The following is a 273-nucleotide window of genomic DNA, read 5'->3' on the forward strand; positions in this document are numbered from 1 at the left end:
CAAGCCCTCCATCGTCCCCGATACAGTAATCGTTTCCTGGTAGGGCGACGCAAGTGCCAAGGCGCAATAAAATCTCGCCGTTCTTTCCTCTTCCGGCACGCCTTCCAGTTCCCTAAGGACTTTTTCCGTGTTCGCTTCATCACTCTTGGACTCTCCAGCATAGCGCGCAGAATATACGCCCGGACGGCCATCCAATGCATCTACAATCAATCCGGAATCATCCGCAATGACAAAGTGGCCTAGCCGATGGGCGATGGCCTCTGCTTTCAGGAT

Annotated in this window: 1 protein-coding gene; it reads right to left on the reverse strand. The window is 53.8% G+C overall.

All coding sequences use genetic code 11. The features are described from left to right. Positions 1–273: non-canonical purine NTP pyrophosphatase (locus tag SB773_RS31710; protein ID WP_410594292.1), on the reverse strand; the 273-nt coding region annotated here is incomplete at both ends.

The organism is Bacillus sp. SIMBA_074 (assembly GCF_046534555.1).
GTDB lineage: Bacteria > Bacillota > Bacilli > Bacillales > Bacillaceae_G > Bacillus_A > Bacillus_A mycoides.